The organism is Rhodococcus sp. 21391, assembly GCF_016772255.1.
In the GTDB taxonomy this organism is placed as follows: Bacteria; Actinomycetota; Actinomycetes; order Mycobacteriales; family Mycobacteriaceae; genus Rhodococcus_F; species Rhodococcus_F opacus.
Window position 1 is genome coordinate 3,776,291 of record NZ_CP063781.1, and the last position, 15,715, is coordinate 3,792,005.

A 15,715-nucleotide genomic window follows, 5' to 3' on the forward strand; every position below is an offset into this window, starting at 1 on the left:
CCGCACAACCTATTTTTGACCTGCAGTTATGCGCGCTACCCCCTGCTGCGTGAGAGTCGTTCAGGGACTACCGCTTCCCTTGATCACACCGAGGACGTCCTCGCCGAACTGCTCGAGCTTCTTCGCACCGATCCCGGGGATCGCGACGAGCCCGCGATCGTCCTGCGGCCGCTGCTCGGCGAGAGCCGTCAACGTGTTGTCGCTGAACACCACGTACGCCGGGACCTTCAGCTCCCGCGACTTCTCGAGCCGCCACGACCGCAGCGATTCGAGCAGCTCAACGTCGACATTGGACGGGCAGCCCTCGCAACGACCGAGCATGGTCGCGGTCGTCCCGATCAGCTGTTTTCCGCACAGCCGGCACCGTGGACGCTTCTTGTTGCTCTTGACGGGCGCCGCGATCCGCGAGGCAGGTGAATCTTCGGGGATGAGTCCGTGCAGGAACCGCGAACGGCGCCGCGACTTGCGGCCCCCCTCGTTCCGGGACAGTGCCCACGACATCTGCAGGTGCTCCCGGGCGCGGGTCACGCCGACGTACAGCAACCGGCGCTCCTCCTCGACGGCCGCCTCGTCCGGTGCCGAGTTGGAGTCGCCGAGCACGTGCTGGATGGGCAGCGTTCCGTCGGTGAGCCCGACGAGGAACACGGCGTCCCACTCGAGCCCCTTGGCGGCGTGCAGGGACGCGAGTGTCACACCCTGCACGACGGGTGGATGCCGCGCCTCGGCCCGCAGGCTCAGTTCGCGTAACAGCGCGTCGAGGGTCAACTCCGGATCCTGGGTCAGCTGTTCCTCGGTGAGCGCGACCAGCGCCGACAGCGACGACCACCGTTCGCGAGCCTGCGCACCCGCCGGTTCCGCGTCGGTCAGCCCCAGCGGAGCGAGGACGGCGCGGACGAGCGTGACCAGGTCGGCGCCGACCGCATCCGGCAGGTCGTCGCGACCTGCGGCCTGGCGCAGCGCCGCGACGGCCTGGCGCACCTCGGTGCGCGTGAAGAATCCCTCACCGCCCCGGACCTGATACGGGATGTCGAGTTTCGTCAGCGCCTGCTCATGTACCTCGGACTGGGCGTTGATCCGGTACAGGACCGCGATCTCCGCGGCCGGAGTGCCGGACGCGATGAGCCGCTTGATCGTGCGCGCCACCCCGGCGGCCTCGGCCGGCTCGTCGTCGAACTCGACGAAACTCGGCTCCGGCCCGGAGTCGCGTTGCCCGATCAGCTGCAGGCGGGTGCCCGCGATCCTGCCGCGGGCCGCTCCGATCACGCGGTTCGCCATCGACACGACCTCGGGAGTGGAACGGTAGTCGCGCTCGAGGCGGACGACGGTGGCCTCCGGGAACCGGCGCGAGAAGTCGAGCAGGTAGTTGGGTGTGGCGCCGGTGAACGAGTAGATGGTCTGGTTGGCGTCGCCGACGACGGTGAGGTCGTCCCGCTCCCCGAGCCAGGCGTCGAGGACCCGCTGCTGCAGCGGAGTGACGTCCTGGTACTCGTCCACGACGAAGCACCGGTACCGGTCGCGGAACTCCTCGGCGACAGCCGAATGCTCCTCGAGTGCCGCCGCCGTGTGGAGCAGGAGATCGTCGAAGTCGAGGAGCATCCCGTCCTGGCCGCGGGCCTTGAGCTGCTCGTAGCCGTGATACACCTCGGCGACCTTCGCGGCGTCGACCGGCGCCTCCCGGCGTAACTTCGCCACCGCGCGCGGGTAGTCCTCCGGCGCGATCAGCGACGCCTTGGCCCATTCGATCTCGCTCGCCAGGTCGCGGACGCTCTCCGTGCTGGTGGACAGTCCGACCCGTCCGGCGGCGGACGACACGACCGCGAACTTGCGGTCCAGCAGCCGCCACTCGGTGTCGCCGATCACCTGCGGCCAGAAGTACCTCAGCTGCCGCAGCGCGGCGGCGTGGAACGTGCGCGCCTGAACCTGCGCTCCCCCGTCGCCGATCCCCAGGCTGCGCAGCCGGCCGCGCATCTCGCCTGCCGCGCGAGCCGTGAACGTCACCGCCAGCACCTGCCCCGCGGCGACGTGCCCACTGGCCACGAGGTGCGCGATACGCCGGGTGATGGTCCGGGTCTTCCCTGTTCCGGCCCCCGCCAGCACACACACCGGACCCCGGGGAGCGAGTACCGCTGCGGACTGTTCGGGATCGAGACCGGTACTCGTCACCTCTGCTGCGCCGGCTGCTGACATGGCGTCCATCATGACAGGGGCGACCGACACGGCGCGAAGCGGACGAACACCGCAGTGGGAACACACGACGGAGTCGTGGTGTTATATCCGCCGTGACTGCTACCGACACCCCCGCCCTGACCATCTACTCCACCACCTGGTGCGGCTACTGCCGGCGCCTGAAGACGCAGCTGGACGAATCCGGCATCGGCTACGTGGAGATCGACATCGAGGACGATCCGGCATCGGCGGAGTTCGTCGGCAGCGTCAACGGCGGCAACCACGTCGTCCCCACCGTCAAGTTCGCCGACGGCAGCACCGCGACCAACCCGTCGTTGTCGCAGGTCAAGAAACTCCTCGGCGTCTAGGACTCCGTCGCTGCTCCCGCCCAGGACTCGATGATCCCGCGAGCGATGGAAATCGAGCCGGGGAGCAGCAGCGGGGCGTCGGTGTCCGACGCCCAGTCGCCGAGTTCGAGTGCCGTGCGCACCTCGTCCCGAGTGAACCACCGGGCCTCGGCGATCTCGCCGTCCGCGAACGTCAGCGGGGCGTCGGGATCGCCGACGGCCGCGAAACCGATCATCACCGAACGGGGAAACGGCCACGGCTGGCTGCCGAGGTAGCGCACGTCACGGACGTCGACACCCACTTCTTCCTTGATCTCCCGGACGACGCACGTTTCGAGCGATTCACCGGCCTCGACGAATCCGGCCAGGATCGAGAACCGCCGCGCCGGCCACGTGGGCTGCCGGGCCAGCAGGACGCGATCTCCGCCGTCGTGCACGAGGCAGATGACCGCCGGATCGGTGCGGGGAAATTCCTCGTGCCCGGTGCTCGTCGAGATCCGCGACCATCCCGACATCGTCGGCTCCGACGGCGCGCCGTCGAGCGCACTGAAGCCTGCGCTGTCGTGCCAGTTGAGCATCGCGAGCGCCCCGGTGAGTACCCCGGCGTCCGCGTCGTCCAGCGTCCCGCCCAGCATCCGGAGATCGGCCAGCTCGCCGGTCAGCGCCTGCACCCGCACCGCCCACACGTGCCGATCCTTGCGGATGCCGAGGAAGACCGCGCCCCGTTGCGGTTCGGGGCCGAGTTCGGTGGCGTCCGCGAACACCAGCCCGTCGTCGCCCACCCGCACCTGTCCGCGGTGATTGACGCGCAGTAGCAGCGCATCCTGCCAGCCCGCTCGCAGCGCGTCCGTGTCCGAACGCAATTCCTCGGCCCGCCCCACGGCGGAGCGGGACAGGAGCGGGGTGTCGTTCAGCCGGAATGCAGTCACGCCGTCGACACTACTGCCGATCAGTTGGCGACCCGACGGATGTACAGCAGTCGGTCGTTCTCCTCGATCGAATCGACCTCCGGCGAGCCGACCCGGATCAACCGCCCTTCCCGCACCACACCGAGCACGATGTCCGCGAGGTGACGCGGGGAGCCGCCGATCTCGTCCCGCTCCACGGGGCGTTCCGCGATCGCGAAACCGGCCTCCGGAGTCAGGAGGTCCTCCATCATCTCGACGACGCTGGGCGTCTTCGTGGCGATGCCGAGGAGCCGGCCGGCGGTCTCGGAGGACACGACGACCGAATCGGCGCCGGACTGCCGGAGCAGATGCGTGTTCTCGGATTCGCGGATCGCCGCGACGATCTTCGCCTTCGGTGCGATCTCGCGGGCCGTCAGCGTCACCAGCACCGCGGTGTCGTCTCGGTTGGCCGCGACGATGATCGCCGACGCGTTCTGCGCGCCCGCCAACCGCAGCACGTCCGATTTGGTGGCGGACCCGTGGACCGTGACGAGGCCCTTGCTGGCCGCCGAGTCGAGCACCGCGTGGTCGGTGTCGACCACCACGATCTCCGACGGCGGAACGTCGTCGCCGAGCATCGCGTCGATTGCGGTGCGTCCTTTGGTTCCGTAGCCGATCACCACGGTGTGATTGCGCACGTGCTGCCTCCAACGCTGAATTTTGAACGCCTGCCGGGAGCTCTGCGTGAGCGCGGAGAGAGTCGTACCGACCAGGACGATGAGGAAGAAGATTCGAAGAGGCGTGATCAGGAGAACGTTGACGAGCCTCGCGGACGGTGTGAACGGCGTGATGTCGCCGTAGCCCGTCGTCGACAACGACACCGTCGCGTAGTAGATGCAGTCGAGCAGCGACAATTCGTTGTCCTGCGCGTCGCGGTAGCCCGCCCGGTCGATGTACACGATGAGAACCGCCAACGCCAACGCCGCCAGGGCGATACCCACGCGACGGTAAATCGCCCGCGCCGGACTGGTCTGCAGCTCCGGAATCCGGAGTACACCCACCAACGCGAAGTCGGGCCGGTCGGTCAGGGTGTCCGACCTGCTCAATCTCTCACGCAGCCTACCGGCCATATGTTCGTCTCCACGTTGCACTGAACTCCGACATCGGCAGGCAGCCTAACCCCGATTGCCCCGTCGGTGACACGTCGGAGCCTCGTTGTCGCGAACCGAGTTGTTCGGGCAAGCTGACGTCATGCAACGAGAGAGCCACACACCACGACCGAGCCAGAAGCCCGCACTCCGCCTTGCCGCGCTTCTGCTCGGCGCGGGCACGATGCACTTCGTCGCCCCCAAGTTCTTCGACTCCACGGTCCCCACCCAGCTTCCGGGCGATGCCCGCACCTACACGTACGTGTCGGGGATCGCCGAGTTCGCCATCGGCACGGCGCTCGCCGTGCCGCGAACCCGCCGGCTCGGTGGCGGCCTCGCTGCTCTCCTGTTCGTCGCCGTCTTCCCCGCCAACGTCAACATGGCAGTGGACTGGCTGAAGAGCTCCAAGACGACGAACGTGCAGAAAGCCGGAGTGCTGCTGCGTCTTCCGTTGCAGATCCCGTTGGTCACCGAGTCGCTGAAGGCTCGGCGTCGGGCCTGATCTCCTCTTCGGGAGAACCGGCGGAACGGAGCAGACGGGCGAGCGCGTCGGCGTCGGGCAGGTGATCCGGCGCAATTGTCCGCCCGGTCCGCACGTAGTGGAAGGCGGCGCGCACCCGCTCGATCGGAACGTCCATCAGTTCGGCCCACGCCAGCCGGTACGCGGCCAGCTGCATCACGACGGCCTTCTCGTTGGCCGCGCTCGGCTCGGCGCCGGTCTTCCAGTCGATCACCGTCCACCCGCCGTCGGGATCGGTGAACACCGCGTCGATCCGGCCGCGCAGCACCGTCCCCGCCACCGACGTCTCGAACGGCACCTCGACCTCGGTCGGGTTGCGGTCGGCCCAGGGCGAGCGCAGGAACGCGTCCTGCAGGGTCGCGAGGTCGGTGTCGGGGCCCGCACCGATGTCGGCGGCACCGGGCAGCTCGTCGAGGTCGAGCAGCCGGGTGGCCCCGAAGCGGCGCTCCACCCAGGCGTGGAACGCGGTACCGCGCCGCGCGAGCGGATTCGGCGGGTACGGCAGCGGACGCCTCAGCCGGGCGGCCAGGGCGTCCGGGTCGGCTTCGAGTTCGACGAGCTGGCTCACCGACAACTGACCGGGTAACACCACCTCGGTGCGGGCGTTCGCCCGCGCCTCCCGCTCGGCGAGAAGGGCGTCGACGTCGGCTGCCCAGTTCTCGGGATCGTCGTCCCCGCCTGCCGGTGCCGTCTCGCCTGCACTCTTGAGCGCCGCCACGACCAACGCCGCGCCGCGCTCGACCGACTCCCGGCGGAGCCCGAGCGGATCCCGCGGCCACGCAGCCGACTTGGGGGTACTGGTCAGCGGGTTCTGCTCTTCGGGTTCGGGTGCGGGCGCCCAGATGTCGACGATCCCGATTCCCTCGTGCTCCTCGTCGGTCACCGTGTCGCGCAGTTCGGTGAGGAACTCCGACGGACCCTTGGGCTCCGTTCCGGATTCTGCCCAGTGGTGACCCGACGCGAACAGCACCCGTTCGGTGCGGGTGAGTGCGACGTAGAACAGCCGGCGGTCCTCGTCGAGTTTGCGGGCCGCCAGCGCCGCCTTGTGCGTCTTCACGGCCTCCTCGAGGTCTTTCCGGTCGTACAGGTTCTCGAGCTCGAGAACGGGCACGCCGTCGGCCGACTCCCCCGGCCGCGCACGGTCTCCGCGCAGCGAGGGCGGCAGTTCACCGACGGCACCGAGCCAGGACCCGGACGCCGTCCGCGAGGGAAAGACGCCGGCCGTCAGGTGCGGTACCGCCACCACTTCCCACTCCAGCCCCTTGGCCGAGTGCACCGTCAGCACCTGGACGCGGTGCGGGTCCACCTCGACTTCGCCCGGAGCCAAACCCTTTTCGACCGATTCCGCGGCCGACAGAAAGGCGAGCAGTCCGGTGACGGTGGCCGACGTGCGGCTCGCGTACCCGGCGACGACGTCGGCGAAGGCGTCGAGATGTTCGCGGCCCGCACTCCCCCGCGCCGACCGACGCGTCCGGGCCTGTGCTTCGATGCCGATACCCAACACCCGTTCGACCTCGGCCACCAGCTCGGTGAGTGGCTGCCCGATCCGCTCACGCAGAGACGCCAACTCCGCCGCGACGGCGGTGATCCGTGCGTAACCGACCTGCGAATAGCGTTCGGCGGGACCGGGATCCGCCAGTGCATCCGCCAGCCCGGCCTGCTCCGCGTGCTCACCGGGCAGCGCCTCGCCGACGGCGTCGGCCAGAGCGGACGAATCGGTGACGGCGCCGGTGGTGCCGTAGCCGGTTCCGATGGCCAGTTCGGAGGCTCGCCGCGACAGCGCCGTCAGGTCGGCGGCCCCGATCTGCCATCTCGCCCCGGTCAGCATTCGCACGGCGGCACTGCCCGCCATCGGGTCGGCGACCACCCGGAGCATCGCGATCACGTCGGCCACCTCGGGGGTGTGGAGCAGTCCACCGAGACCGACCACTTCGACCGGCAGACCGCGGGACCGCAGCACCTCCGCGATCGGTGCGGCGTCGGCGTTGCGACGGATCAGCACCGCGGCGGTCGGCGGGTTCTCGCCCCGGCTCGTGGCGTCCGCGTACTGTTCGGCGATGCGGTCGGCCACCCATTCGCGTTCCTGCACGACGTCACCGGTGAGGGCCAGCCGCACATCACCCGGGACGGCCTGCGGTCGCGCCCGCAGAGTGCTGACCGACACGCCCCGCTCACGCAGGGACGCCGACGCCATGTTGGCCAGCGCCAGTGCCTCCGGCGGGTTGCGCCAGCTCGTGAGCAGTTCCAGGGTCGGCGCCGGATCTCCGTTCGTCAGCGGGAAGTCCGTTGCGAAGCGGGGCAGGTTGGCCGCCGAGGCACCCCGCCACCCGTAGATCGACTGCATGGGGTCGCCCACCGCGGTGAGCGCGAGTTCACCGTCGAGACCGCCGCCGAACAGGGACGACAGCAGCACCCGCTGCGAGTGTCCCGTGTCCTGGTACTCGTCGAGCAGCACCACCCGGAAGCGGGTGCGCTCGGCGAGTCCGACTTCGGGGTGGTCCGCGGCGACGCGTGCCGCGAGCGACATCTGGCTGCCGAAGTCGAGCGCACCTTCGCGGCGCAGCGTGTCCGCGAGACGCTGCACCAGGGGAAGGAGATCCACCCGCCGGTGCTGGGTGTCGAGGATGTCGAGCAGTTCCTTGCCGGGGCCGCCGCGCTGTCTCGGTCCGGCGGGCAGGGTGTGGACGAGCTTGTCGAGCTCGGTGTGCGCCTCCCGCAGATCGTCCGGTTCGACGAGGTGCTCGGCCAGCTGCCCGGACAACGCGAGCACGGCTTCGGTGACGGACGCCGGATTCCGGTCGGTGTCGAGGTCGCCGTCCCACGAGCTGACCACCCGGTGCGCCAGCTGCCACAGTTCCGTCTCCGACAGGAGCGTCGCCGAGGGTTCGATGGGCAGCAGGAGCCCGTGCTCGGACAGCAGTCGCCCGGCGTAGGAGTGGTAGGTGCTGACTTCCGGTTCGCCCGCGAGGATCCGCGACCGCAGGTCGCCGCTCGGGTCGACCCTGCGGAGCAGGTCCGAACCCGCCAGCCGGGCGAGGCGTTTCCTGATCCGGGCGGTCAGCTGCTGCGCCGCCTTCCGGGTGAACGTCAGCCCCAGCACCGCCTCGGGGTCGACGACACCGTTGGCCACCAGCCACACGACGCGGGCCGCCATCGTCTCGGTCTTGCCTGCGCCCGCCCCCGCGACGACGAGGGTCGGGCCGAGGGGGGCCGCGATGACGGCGGCCTGCTCCGGGGTGGGTGGATGCTGCCCCAGGCCGATGGCGAGTTCCACCGGGTCGATACGGACGGTCATTCCGACGTCACCTGCCGTCCCTCGTCGTGCGCGGGGCAACTCGTGCGCACCGGGCAGTGCCGGCAACCGTCGTTGACGCGGGCGAGGAACTCCGGTCCCTTGGTGGCCGCCGCTGCCGCGTGGATCACCGCGAGCCACGTCTCGAGGTCCTCGTCCGACAGCGGTGCCTGCACCCGCTGGGTGGCGCCTTCCTTCTTGTGCGGTTTGGCGACGAAGACCAGCCGCGCCCCACCGGGTTTCGACGCCGGCTCCCCGTCGATCGCGCCGGTCGCCGCCGCCACCTGGTACGCCGCCAGCTGGGCGTGCTGCTGGGCGTCGTCCTTGGTGACCGGTGAGCGGGCGGTCTTCACGTCGACGATGACGGGCCTGCCCTCGGCATCGCGTTCGAGCCGGTCGATCCGCCCCCGCAACCGGATCGTCGGGGAACCCTCTTCCTGCGGTTCCAGGACACCGTCGACTGCCACCTCGACACCGACCTCGGTGAGTTCGGATCGGGTGTTCCCGAGCCAGGCGGTGAACGTGGCAAGCATGTCCCGGGTGCGGTCGAGTTCACGCCGCGAGTACCACTGAGATCCCAGATCGATCGAATCCCAGGCGTTCTCGAGTGCGCGTTCCACCTGATCGGGCGGGATGCGGCCGGCGAGCGCCTGCACCAGCGTGTGCACGAGCGTTCCGGCGATGGCGTGGGTGTTGTCGCCGTCCGTCCCGCCGTGGCGTTCGAGCAGCCACCGCAACGGGCACGTGTTGAGCAGGTCGATGGTGGACGGCGACAACGACACCGGTCCGTCCTCCTCGTTCCACAACGCCACGCCGGTGCTCGGTTCGGCGGTGCCGTACCACTGGTCCGGGTGTGCGCCGCGCACTCCGGCGTCGGCGAGCCGGGCGAGTTGCCGCGCCGCGCGGTCCTGCCGGGCGGGATCGGATTCCGCGACGTCCGGATCGCAGACCACGCTGCGCAATTCGGCGACGAGGGCAGGCAGGGCCAGGACCCGGGTCGCCGGATCCTCCGCCTGCACGACCGCCTCCTCGACGTCCGAATCCTGGTCTCCGGCGAGCAACTCGTCGACGAAACGGGAGTGAACGAGATCGGCGTCGCCGCTGGCCGAGTCGACCGCGGTGACGAGCAGGCTCCGCCTCGCCCGGCTGCACGCCACCAGGAACAGCCTGCGTTCCTCGGCGAGGAGCGGTGCGGTGCGCGACATCCGGTCGGCGGCCGTCTCGCTGCCGTCGGACACTCCCGCGGTCAGGTCGATCAGCGCCTCGGTGCCGAGTAGGCTGCCGCGCGCCCGCAGGCTCGGCCACAGCCCTTCCTGCACACCCGCGACCGCGACGACGTCCCATTCGCGGCCGGCAGCCGAGTGGGCGCTGAGCACCGAGACGGCATCGACCGGGACGGCGGAGACGTTCCGCGTGGTGGGAATGGCTTGCCCGGTGAGGTAGTCGACGAACCCGGCGAGCTGTGCACGCGGGAGGCGGTCGACGTAACTCGCCGCGGCGTCGAACAGGGCGACCACGGCGTCGAGGTCGCGGTCGGCCTGTGCCCCGATCGGACCTCCGCGGGCGGAAGCCGCCGACCAGCGGCGTTCGAGTCCGGTGGCCTGCCATGTCGCCCACAGCACGTCCTCGATGCCGCGCCCACGGTCCAGGGGCACCTTCGCCTTGCGCAGCACGGACAGCACCCGGTTCAGGGATGCCGCTTCGACGTCGGTCAGCTTGGCCGTGACCCTGCGGGTGCTGTCGGTCTCGCCCACCAGCACGAGACGGAGGAGCTCGGCCGAGTCGCGGTCGCCGCCGGACGCCAGCTCGGCGCGCCGCAGTCCCCGGCGAAGACGCCGGAGCGCCACGGGTTCTGCGCCGCCGACGGGGCCGGCGAGCAGGGCGAGTGCGTCCTCGCCCGTGAATTCCTGCCCCGACAGTGCCCGCAGCACCAGCATCAGTCCCGACACCCCGTGCTGACGGGCCAGCGGCAACTCGGACGCCGCGGTGGTGACGGGCACACCTGCACCCAGCAGGGCACGACGCAGCGGCGCCAGGGCGCGCGGCACCGAGCGCACGATCACCGCCATCTCCGACCACGGCACCTCGTCGAGGAGGTGGGCGCGACGCAGGGTGTCGGCGATGAGCGCAGCCTCCTTCGCCGCCGTGCTCAGGACCCGGACCGACGTCCGTCCGCCGTCCCGCGCCGGGCTCCAGATCCGATGCGGCAGATGCCCCGGAAGCCGGGACGTGATCCGGGCTGCCGTGGTCGCGACCTCCGCCTTACTGCGAAAGTTGACCGGCAGCAACACCTGCCGGGGATCACCCTTGTCGGCCAGTTCGGCGAGGAATGTCGGGTCGGCCCCGCGGAAGCCGTAGATCGACTGGTCCGGGTCGCCGGCGACGACCGTGGTGCGGGTACCGGTGCCGACGAGCCGGACGAGTTCCGCGGCCTGCGGATCGAGGTGCTGAGCGTCGTCGACGAGCAGGTGCCGCACCCGGGCCCGCTCCGTGCGCAGCAGGTCCGGGTCGGTGGCGAACGCGGTGAGGGCCGCACCGATCAGTTCGGCGGCGTCCAGCGCAGGCGCGGTGGCCTCGGGGGCCTCGACACCGACGGCTCCGCGTAGCAGCATGCCGTGCTCGTACCGGGCGGCGAACATTCCCGCCGCCACCCACTCGGGACGGGTGTGCCGCCGACCCAGTTTGATCAGGTCTTCGGGGCCGAGGCCGCGCTCGCTCGAGCGCAGCATGAGGTCGCGCAGTTCGACGGCGAAGCCGCCCAGTGCCAGTGCGGGACGCAGACGTTCGGGCCACATCTCGCCGCCGTCCGCGATGTCTCCGTGCAGCATCTCGCGCAGCACGGCGTCCTGCTCGGCGCCGGTGATGAGGCGCGGGGGCGGGTTTCCGTGGGCGGCGGCCTGCAGCCTCAGTACCGCGAAGGCGTAGGAGTGGACGGTGCGTACGAGCGGTTCGCGCGTGGCACGGGGGCCGTGGTGTTCGTCGTGGCCGATGAGCGCGGCGGTGACCTCTTCGCGCACCCGGCCGGCCGCTCGCTTCGACTGCGTCAGCACCAGCACCGACTCCGGGTCTTCGCCACCGGCGATCCGGTCGACCGCGACGTCCACGAGAAGCGACGTCTTGCCCGTTCCCGGGCCGCCGAGCACCTGCCAGGGATTCCAGCCCATTCCGAGGGGCGACGCGGTGAGGACCCGCTGCGTGGCGTCGTCCCACACCCGGGCCTCGCGGACCGGGTTCTGACGGTGCACGAGCCGGGCACGGGGAACCGACGTCCTGGTGCGCACCGCCGATTCCGTCATGGGTGGCATTCCACCAGAACGGTCCGACATCTCGTGCGGCGACCCGATCCGGCATCATGGGTCACGTGTCAGCACTGCATACGTACCTGTTCGGCGCCGAGGACGGCACGGAGATCCTCGCCCTGCACGGACTCACCGGTCACGGCAGACGGTGGGAGGCGCTGGCCACCGACCAACTGCCGCACGCCCGCTGGATATCCCCGGACCTGCTCGGGCACGGCCGTTCCACGTGGGCGCCGCCGTGGAACCTCGAATCCCACGTCGCGAGCCTCGTCGACACACTCGACGCGTATGCGCGGGGACCCGTCCTGGTGGTGGCCCACTCGTTCGGGTGCGCCCTGGCACTGCACCTGTCGCGCGCCGTCCCCGACCGCGTCCGGGGACTCGTGTTGCTCGATCCCGCGATCGGGCTCGATCCCGAGGTGATGCAGTCGGTGGCGGATCTCACCATCTCGTCCCCCGACTACACCGACGTCGCGGAGGCTCGATCCGAGAAGGTGCACGGCTCGTGGGGTGAAGTGGCCCGCGACGTCCTCGAGAACGAGATCGCCGAACACCTGGTGCCGCTGGCGAACGGCCGGGTCATCTGGCGGCTGTCCACCCCCGCCGTCGTCACGGCGTGGGGCGAACTCGCACGCGAGGCCGTCCTGCCGCCCGCGCACCTGCCGACCGTCCTCGTGCAGGCGTCGAAGGTGCAGCCGCCGTATGTCACACCCGAATTCCGCAAGGCTCTCACCGACCATCTGGGCGACAATCTGACCGCCGTCGACCTCGACTGCGATCACATGGTGCCGCAGGCCCGGCCCGACGAGGTCGCCGCGCTCGTCCGCACGCTCCTCTGATGGTCGCGTGATGGTCGCGACGACGGAGGAACAGGTCGAGGCGGTCCGCGCACTGGTCGCGTCGATTCCGCCCGGACGGGTGGCCACGTACGGCGACATCGCCTCGGCGGCAGGGCTGTCCAGTGCGCGGACGGTCGGCTGGATCATGCGCACCGACTCCGCCGATATCCCCTGGCACCGGGTGCTGGGCGCGTCGGGACGACCGGCGCCGCATCTCGCGCACCGGCAGATCGCGAAGCTCGAACTCGAGGGTGTTCCCATCCGGGACGGCCGCGTGGATCTCGCGGCGGCCCGGCACCGGCTCGATCAGTCCGGCTGACGCCCCGCCCGCCTCAGCACGTGCTCGGCGCGGGATCACCGCGGAACCGGGCGTCCATCCAGTCCAGCCCCTGCGGCAGCCCCAGCGCCGCCGCCGACAGGTGGTCGGGGGTCGGAGTGAGCAGCGTCTGCACCGGAGTGCCCGCGTCGCAGTACCGCCGCAGGGTGGTGTCGATCGAATCGACCGGGATCAGTGCGTCCGTCGGGCTGTGCCATTCGAAGATCGGCGTGGTGGGCACGCCCGGATACAGCTCCAGGCTGTTCTCCTCCATCACCTTCCACGCTTCCGGATCGTCCATGAAATTCTTGTTGTCGGTCATCTGTGATGCGCTGCGCCCGATTCCGAACAGCATGATCTCGTTGGTGCATCCGTTGCCGATCATCTGCTTCATCCAGCGGCCCTGATCGTTGAGCTGGCCGCTGACGTCGATGCGGTCCGGGTATTCGCGCTCCAGCCCCAGCGCGGCGGCCATCGCGAGACCGAACGCGGGGTGCGGGTTGGTGCCCAGGGCCTCCGCCATCTTCACCAGGTTCATCGGGGTTCCGCCCTCGGCGGCGCCGACGATGTTCAGTTCGGGGGCGTAGCTCGGTGCCAGCGCCGCCGCCCAGGCCGTGGCCATGCCGCCGCCGGAATATCCGCCCAGTCCGACCTTGCTGTTCTGCACCTGCAGTTCGGGGACTCGCTGGACGGCGCGGATGCCGTCGAGGGTGATCTGGCCACCGAGCTTCGCCGCGCCGTACGCCATCCTCGGTCCCAGATGGTCGGGCAGCGCCACTGCCCACCCGCGCGCGAGTGCGATGTTGAGTCCGGCGGCCTCGCGGATCTGGTGCAGGGGGTCGGTGGTGTAGAGCTCGGTGACGATCTTGCACTTGTTGCCGAGCGAATTGATGATGTGCTGGTACGACACCAGCGGGCCGTCCGGGACGTGGTTCGGGGGCAGCACGTACGTGGTGTTCGCCGCGATCGGCTTGCCCTCGGAGTCGGTGGTCCGGAACAGCAGCTCCCACATCGCGCTACCGGGGAAGTAGTACGACGGCGGCAGCTGGCGGATCTTCAGGACTTCGCCCGGAGCATGGTCGGCGACGTCCGCGGGCTGGATGTAGAAGGGGTCCGGGTCGGCGACGGGGAAGATGGCGTCGGCGGCGGGTGGGGACAGCAAGGGGGGCACCAGCAATGGTGGTTGTGCCGCGGAGGTACCTGCGCCCACGAGGGCGGCAGTCAGCGCGAGGACCGAGCCGAGTACAGCGGTGCCGAAGGATCTGCGGAACAACGAGCCCATGACTTACCCCACAATTCAGCGAGCGGGTCGACGGCATCACTATGCCAGAGCCTCGATAAAGATCAGCCGCTTTCCCGGTACCGAAGTGATCTCTGACCGATACTTCGATTCACAGGTACTTTCGCGCCGAACACCCGCATGTCACACGACGAGCGTCGGCGTCGCGGACATCGAGGCGTCGCCGGACACGACCAGGGTGGCAAGGATATTCACGGCCGCAGTCAGCTCGGACACCGGCCGCGTGAAGGGTAACCGCTGGTGGTCGTCGAAAAGATGGCCGGTGCCGAATCGGGGCCCGGGAGCCAGCAGCAAGCCCCTCGACCGTGCTGCAGCGCCGAGTTCCGTCGAACTCGTTCCGCCGGGGAGCGTGCACCACAGGGACAGACCCCCGGCGGGCAGCACGTAGTCCCACCCGGGCAACTGCTCGTCGACGGCCGCCGCGAGCGCGTCCCGCTGCACCAGGAGGTCGCGGCGGCGCTGCGCGACCAGACGGTCGTGCCAGGCGAACAAGCGCACGGCAGCAAGCTGATCCAGCACCGAGACCGACAATTGCCTGCGCGCCATGATCTTGGCCATCTGCGCGGTGCGGGCGGCCTCGGCGCGCACCCAGCCGATGCGGATACCTCCCCACACGGTCTTGCTGAGGCTGCCGATCGCCACGGTCGCCGATTCCGGGACCGGGACGCCGAACGGCTCGAGGTCGTCCGAGCCGTCCAGCACGAGTTCCGCCGCCACCTCGTCGACGACGGTCACCACGCCGTGGCGGACCAGGGTCGCGGCCAGCCGCCGCCTGCCGTCGGGAGTCGCCCTGGCTCCCGACGGATTGGAGAAGTCCGGCATCAGGTACGCCACCGTCGGGGCGCTCTGCCGCGCAGCCCGGTCCGTCTCGGCGACGAACGCGTCCGGGTCGGTCGCATCGATCGGCACCGGAACAGGCCTGCCGCCGGCGGCCTGCACGGACTCGACCGCGCCGGGATAGGTCGGATGTTCGACCAGGACCCGGTCGCCCGCCTCGACCAGAGCCTCGAACACCACTTCGGTGGCATCGCCCGCGCCGCCGGTGACGAGGATCTGGTCCGCGGTGGTCGGGCGACCCCGGCTCCTGTAATGGCCTGCTATCGCCGCGCGGAGCGTCGCCAGCCCGCCGGGGTGGTATCCGTGCTGGGGCATGAAATGGGGCAGCTCGTCGACGGCGTCCAGATAGGCCTCCCTGAGTTCGGGGGCGGCGGCCGGCGCGGCGTTGACGAGGTCGACGACACCGTCCACCGGCGCACCCACCATGCTCCCCCACGCCGGCGGACCCGACGGCATCGCCACGAATGTGCCCGATCCGTGTCGCGCCGACGCCCAACCGGCCTCGCGCAGTTCCCGATACGCGGCACTGACGGTCACCCGGCTGAGCCGGAGTTCCTCCGCAAGGGCCCGTTCGGCGGGCAGCCGGACTCCCACGGCCATCGATCCGTCGGCGACCTTCTCGCGGAGGGCGTCGGCGAGCCCGCGGTACAGCGGTTGCCCGCCGGTGGGCGCCGCACCGAGCAGCACCGCCAACTCGGCTGCCGAGACGGTTCGGACTGGTTCCACACTCATACAGGCCACTTTCCCACAGAGGACTGGAAATC

Annotated in this window: 11 protein-coding genes; 4 read left to right on the plus strand and 7 right to left on the minus strand. The window is 70.2% G+C overall.

All coding sequences use genetic code 11. The features are described from left to right. Positions 1 to 60: 60 nt before the first annotated feature. Positions 61 to 2,199 carry an ATP-dependent DNA helicase UvrD2 gene (locus GO592_RS17690; RefSeq protein WP_005564831.1) on the minus strand — a complete coding sequence of 713 codons (2,139 nt, stop codon included), beginning with the start codon at positions 2,197 to 2,199 and terminating at the stop codon, positions 61 to 63. An 80-nt stretch (positions 2,200 to 2,279) separates the two neighbouring features. On the opposite strand from GO592_RS17690, the gene GO592_RS17695 reads away from it, so the two are divergent. Continuing rightward, positions 2,280 to 2,534, plus strand: a complete 255-nt coding sequence (locus GO592_RS17695) for a mycoredoxin (protein WP_037245224.1) — start codon at positions 2,280 to 2,282, stop codon at positions 2,532 to 2,534. On the opposite strand, the gene nudC is transcribed toward GO592_RS17695, so the two are convergent. Together nudC and GO592_RS17705 are read right to left on the minus strand one after the other, a co-directional pair. Further along, complete coding sequence (nudC, locus tag GO592_RS17700) at positions 2,531 to 3,442, minus strand: NAD(+) diphosphatase (protein ID WP_172650498.1); 912 nt, start codon at positions 3,440 to 3,442, stop codon at positions 2,531 to 2,533. The two genes, GO592_RS17695 and nudC, sit on opposite strands and share 4 nt — an antisense overlap. 20 nt (positions 3,443 to 3,462) lie before the next feature. After that, a complete protein-coding gene (locus GO592_RS17705; protein WP_005259666.1) occupies positions 3,463 to 4,530 on the minus strand; it encodes a potassium channel family protein in 1,068 nt (355 codons plus the stop codon). 121 nt (positions 4,531 to 4,651) lie between these two features. On the opposite strand from GO592_RS17705, the gene GO592_RS17710 reads away from it, so the two are divergent. Further along, positions 4,652 to 5,050 (plus strand): DoxX family protein, encoded by a 399-nt coding sequence (locus tag GO592_RS17710; protein WP_144286182.1) that lies wholly within the window; start codon positions 4,652 to 4,654, stop codon positions 5,048 to 5,050. Here GO592_RS17710 and GO592_RS17715 read toward each other — a convergent pair. Together GO592_RS17715 and GO592_RS17720 are read right to left on the minus strand one after the other, a co-directional pair. Then, positions 5,016 to 8,363 (minus strand): ATP-dependent helicase, encoded by a 3,348-nt coding sequence (locus GO592_RS17715; RefSeq protein ID WP_202714885.1) that lies wholly within the window; start codon positions 8,361 to 8,363, stop codon positions 5,016 to 5,018. The genes GO592_RS17710 and GO592_RS17715 overlap by 35 nt on opposite strands. Continuing rightward, positions 8,360 to 11,656: an ATP-dependent helicase gene (locus tag GO592_RS17720; RefSeq protein WP_202714886.1), complete on the minus strand. Its 3,297-nt coding sequence runs from the start codon at positions 11,654 to 11,656 to the stop codon at positions 8,360 to 8,362. Before GO592_RS17720 ends, GO592_RS17715 begins: the two co-directional genes overlap by 4 nt. A gap of 56 nt (positions 11,657 to 11,712) precedes the next feature. Between GO592_RS17720 and GO592_RS17725 the strand changes: the two genes are divergently transcribed. Together GO592_RS17725 and GO592_RS17730 are read left to right on the plus strand one after the other, a co-directional pair. Further along, a complete protein-coding gene (locus tag GO592_RS17725) occupies positions 11,713 to 12,498 on the plus strand; it encodes an alpha/beta fold hydrolase (RefSeq protein WP_202714887.1) in 786 nt (261 codons plus the stop codon). A gap of 10 nt (positions 12,499 to 12,508) precedes the next feature. Further along, positions 12,509 to 12,817 carry an MGMT family protein gene (locus GO592_RS17730; protein ID WP_202714888.1) on the plus strand — a complete coding sequence of 103 codons (309 nt, stop codon included), beginning with the start codon at positions 12,509 to 12,511 and terminating at the stop codon, positions 12,815 to 12,817. A gap of 13 nt (positions 12,818 to 12,830) precedes the next feature. Here the strand turns inward: GO592_RS17730 and GO592_RS17735 are convergent, their stop codons facing one another. Then, positions 12,831 to 14,096 (minus strand): lipase family protein, encoded by a 1,266-nt coding sequence (locus GO592_RS17735; RefSeq protein WP_005564816.1) that lies wholly within the window; start codon positions 14,094 to 14,096, stop codon positions 12,831 to 12,833. A 141-nt stretch (positions 14,097 to 14,237) separates the two neighbouring features. Then, positions 14,238 to 15,683, minus strand: a complete 1,446-nt coding sequence (gene yczR / locus GO592_RS17740; RefSeq protein WP_202714889.1) for a MocR-like transcription factor YczR — start codon at positions 15,681 to 15,683, stop codon at positions 14,238 to 14,240. Positions 15,684 to 15,715: the final 32 nt, after the last annotated feature.

Excerpts from the sequence above, each read along its gene's own strand:
- GO592_RS17725 (WP_202714887.1), top strand. The coding sequence starts at position 11,713 with ATGGGTCACGTGTCAGCACTGCATACGTACCTGTTCGGCGCCGAGGAC.
- GO592_RS17690 (WP_005564831.1), bottom strand. The coding sequence starts at position 2,199 with ATGATGGACGCCATGTCAGCAGCCGGCGCAGCAGAGGTGACGAGTACC.
- GO592_RS17715 (WP_202714885.1), bottom strand. The coding sequence starts at position 8,363 with ATGACCGTCCGTATCGACCCGGTGGAACTCGCCATCGGCCTGGGGCAG.
- GO592_RS17710 (WP_144286182.1), top strand. The coding sequence starts at position 4,652 with ATGCAACGAGAGAGCCACACACCACGACCGAGCCAGAAGCCCGCACTC.
- GO592_RS17735 (WP_005564816.1), bottom strand. The coding sequence starts at position 14,096 with ATGGGCTCGTTGTTCCGCAGATCCTTCGGCACCGCTGTACTCGGCTCG.
- GO592_RS17730 (WP_202714888.1), top strand. The coding sequence starts at position 12,509 with ATGGTCGCGACGACGGAGGAACAGGTCGAGGCGGTCCGCGCACTGGTC.
- GO592_RS17705 (WP_005259666.1), bottom strand. The coding sequence starts at position 4,530 with ATGGCCGGTAGGCTGCGTGAGAGATTGAGCAGGTCGGACACCCTGACC.
- GO592_RS17720 (WP_202714886.1), bottom strand. The coding sequence starts at position 11,656 with ATGACGGAATCGGCGGTGCGCACCAGGACGTCGGTTCCCCGTGCCCGG.
- yczR (WP_202714889.1), bottom strand. The coding sequence starts at position 15,683 with ATGAGTGTGGAACCAGTCCGAACCGTCTCGGCAGCCGAGTTGGCGGTG.